The organism is Bacillus cereus, assembly GCF_015071065.1.
Classification (GTDB): Bacteria; Bacillota; Bacilli; order Bacillales; family Bacillaceae_G; genus Bacillus_A; species Bacillus_A cereus_BA.
Map to the genome: position 1 here is coordinate 1 of NZ_VOVA01000060.1, position 3,420 is coordinate 3,420.

Genomic DNA, 3,420 nt, shown 5'->3' on the forward strand with positions numbered 1-3,420 from the left:
CCTTTTCTCATTTTAAATCTGAAATGTTTTATCTCAATGATTATCAAACAAAAGAAGAATTGATTCAAGCAATTGAAACGTACATCTATCATTATAACTACAAACGATTCCAAAAACGACTCAATCATCGAGCTCCGATTGAATATCGAATCTCAATGGCTGCTTAGTCTTTTTTAAAAGCTGTCTACTTGACGGGGATAAGACCACCTCCGACTTGAACCATCTTACTTTTAATAATATGTATTGGACTCCCATCCAAATACAATTTTATCATAACTTCCATAAAATGAAAACGGATTCATTAACTTACTTAATTACTTTATCCATAACTTCCTTATACTTATTAAACTCTTCATCTTTTATATCGCCGTTCATTTGGGCAAGGAAATTCCCTTTATCTCTAAAAATATAGGGAAATAAATCCAATACTAATGGTATAATTTTTAATGTTATATGGGGAAGGAGAACATGGTTTAAGAGAGAGTGTTGAGTTGGGGATGATAAATTGAAAAATAATAAATCAAATAAAGCTTTAAGGGTAGGAACTAATATCGTACTTATTTTATTAATTTTAGGTGCATTCCAAATGTTTTTTGATGATAATTATACAAATGACCACTTTGGTGGGTTATTTTTGATAGCTTTTTGGATGGTTAGAAGTATTTATGGTTTTACCATAAGTTTAAAAGAAGGAAATAAGAAGTCAGCATTAATTGATTTAGGTTTAATAATTTTTGCTTTTTGCTTTTTATTTTTTATTTTCTTAGAGTATTAAATATTTTCTCTGAAAATAACTAATTCAATAACGGGTCTTTAATTTGAATAAACCTCATATAAAAATAAAGCTTAGAGTCATATGAGAACTCTGAGCTTTTTTGGATACTACCGATAAGTGGGGTTATGTAAACTTGATATGAATGTAATATATAGACTTAAGGTGGAAAATAGCGAAAAAACCCATAATGTGGTAATTTTATTTTATAAAGGGGAGGTTAATAGAATTGTTCAAACTAGAGCTATACAATGCTATTTGGTTATATGTCGTTGTTTTTATGTTACATGATTTTGAGGAAATCATAACGGTAGAAAAGTGGGCTAAAAGAAAAGAAAGCAAGATTAAAGCACACAACAAATGGATAAATAATAAGATTTGGGATTTTTGGAATATAAACTCACAGTCTTTTGCAAAGAGAGATGTTTTTATTTTCTTATTCATGTCTATTATTACGTTTATTAAAGTTCAATATTTGGAGAATAGTTGGAGTTCGATATTGTTTTTATGTTTTTTGACATTTGTACTATTGCATAATATAGTTCATGTTTTACAAACAATCTTTGTTAAAACATATACTCCAGGTTTGTATACAGCTGTTTTTTTAGTAACTCCTTATACAATTTACATATTATATCGTTTAAGAGAAGCTAGTCTTATTTAATATATAGGGAATTTTTTTTGAATGAGTTGTACATCAATGATATGTTTTGACTTCTTTATTTACAGTGTTTTGAATATATACTTTTGTTGTGTAAATTGAGGATATCAGGGTAATTGAGATGAAGTCAATGTTTTAGAAGATTTGAATGTAAACTCATATTCAAAAGTTTACATTCGATTTTTTAACATTTGCAACTGAATTTGTAATAAATTTCTCAATATAGATATACTTGTTAATTATGGTTTTAATATTCAAAATTAACAAAAAATAAAGTATAATAAAAATATGATGGTTATCACTTTTGTTTACTCCTTGTGCTAAAGATAAGATCGAATTCTCCGATCTTATTTTTTTGTTTGTAGAAATTTAATGCAAAAAGATAGAATCATTTAGGAGGTTATTAAGATGCGAAAAGGAAAAAGGTTATTTGTATCTCTATTTTCCCTCGTTTTATTGTGCTCCTGCCAGAGTGATATAGAGGAACCAAAAAGTGAAGGTTCAAAAGTTATGGATACTGTTAAGGATACGGTAAATGAAAAATCTTTTCTTAGCGCTTCTATAAGGGAGGAAAAAACAAGAGTATTAGATTTAGAAGTAGCTGATACTGAAAAAACAGAAAAGGTAAAAAGGGAAATTAATACTCAGCTAAAGAACCAAGGTATTCAGCCGTATACAATTAATGTAACTGAAAAAAATATGGATATTGTGAAGATAGAAAATAGATGGGACAAAATTTTCGGTTATATTTTCGATGATGTGTTTATAAAAAACGAATATAAAGGTTTTGGAATCCAGCAAATGAACTTTGAAGCAAAACAACCTTATATTCTAGCTATACATACAAAAATAAATAATTCTGATCCAGAAGCCAAAGAATTTGGAAGGAAAGTAGAAAAAGAAATTGATGATTTGCTCAAAACAAAGAAAGTAAATAAGTGGGTTGGAAATGATTCATATACTATTGAAATTTATAGTGAAAATAAGCAAAAAATTGACTAATAAGGGTTTCGATACATGTCCATCAAGTTTTTAAGAAAGAAGGAGTCAATTTCGACTCCTTTTCTTCGGTTCTTGTGCAAATAAAAGGTACATTTCAAATAACAATGAGGATTCCTATCGGAATCTTTTTACGCTGTTAATCCAAATAATTGTTGAATGAATTGTTTTTGATTTTGAGCAGACTGATCCCGTACATCAACCTGTTCTTTTTTTATCATATGCATGGCTTCTACTCCTGCAAGAATAGAAGTAGCCGTACGAAAAGATTTAAGTCCTAACATAGGGCGTATACGTTTTTTTATGAACCGATGGCCTTGCTCTACGATATTATTTAGATATTTTATCTGCCTAATTTGAATGCCTAGCGGCATCTTTTTCTCTTTTTTAATCCCATGATAGCAATTGGATAAGCTGGATTTTTATCAACTGTGATTACACGAGGTTTGGAAACATGAAGAGACCGCAAAGCTTTCTTGAAGAATCGCTTTGCAGCCTTATGATTTCTCGTTTTACTCAGATAAAAGTCAATCGTGTTTCCTTTAGAATCAACGGCGCGATATAAATACATCCACTGTCCTTTTACTTTTATATACGTTTCGTCAACCCTCCATGAATCGTTTGTTTGCTTAAGATGACGTCTGATACGTTTATCCAATTCGGGCCCATATTGATGAACCCAACTCATAATTGTAGTATGAGCCAAAGATAAACCACGTTCCTCCATCATTTCTACCAAATCTAGGAAACTTAAGTTGTACCGCAGGTACCAACGTACTGTTAATGGGGTACCGCCACACATCCATCAACTTAAGGATTTAGACTATTCTTGAAGTTAAAAGCACGTTACTATTCTCTTATGTTAATGAGAAAGGGTGACGTGCTTTTTATGAATATGCATCAAAAATAAGAGTTGTCTTTATTTGCCGAAGAGTTATATCGCTATATGTCTCCCGCTACACTGAATCAATTAGCTATAGAAGCAGGC

General features: G+C 30.4%; 4 protein-coding genes and 2 pseudogenes. 4 read left to right on the plus strand and 2 right to left on the minus strand.

The window, feature by feature from the left end; genetic code table 11:
- Positions 1-167: IS3 family transposase (locus tag FT637_RS29390; protein WP_193649235.1), on the plus strand; the 167-nt coding region annotated here is incomplete at its 5' end.
- A 139-nt stretch (positions 168-306) separates the two neighbouring features.
- On the opposite strand, the pseudogene FT637_RS30730 reads toward FT637_RS29390, so the two are convergent.
- Positions 307-396, minus strand: a pseudogene (locus tag FT637_RS30730) (stress protein); the annotation flags it as partial.
- 109 nt (positions 397-505) lie between these two features.
- On the opposite strand from FT637_RS30730, the gene FT637_RS29395 reads away from it, so the two are divergent.
- From FT637_RS29395 to FT637_RS29405, 3 genes are all read left to right on the plus strand, one after another.
- A complete protein-coding gene (locus tag FT637_RS29395) occupies positions 506-775 on the plus strand; it encodes a hypothetical protein (RefSeq protein WP_193649236.1) in 270 nt (89 codons plus the stop codon).
- A 226-nt stretch (positions 776-1,001) separates the two neighbouring features.
- Positions 1,002-1,436: an HXXEE domain-containing protein gene (locus tag FT637_RS29400; RefSeq protein WP_193649237.1), complete on the plus strand. Its 435-nt coding sequence runs from the start codon at positions 1,002-1,004 to the stop codon at positions 1,434-1,436.
- 405 nt (positions 1,437-1,841) lie between these two features.
- Positions 1,842-2,435 carry a DUF4030 domain-containing protein gene (locus tag FT637_RS29405; protein ID WP_193649238.1) on the plus strand — a complete coding sequence of 198 codons (594 nt, stop codon included), beginning with the start codon at positions 1,842-1,844 and terminating at the stop codon, positions 2,433-2,435.
- A gap of 128 nt (positions 2,436-2,563) precedes the next feature.
- Here the strand turns inward: FT637_RS29405 and FT637_RS29410 are convergent.
- Positions 2,564-3,234, minus strand: a pseudogene (locus tag FT637_RS29410) (IS6 family transposase).
- Positions 3,235-3,420 lie beyond the last annotated feature (186 nt).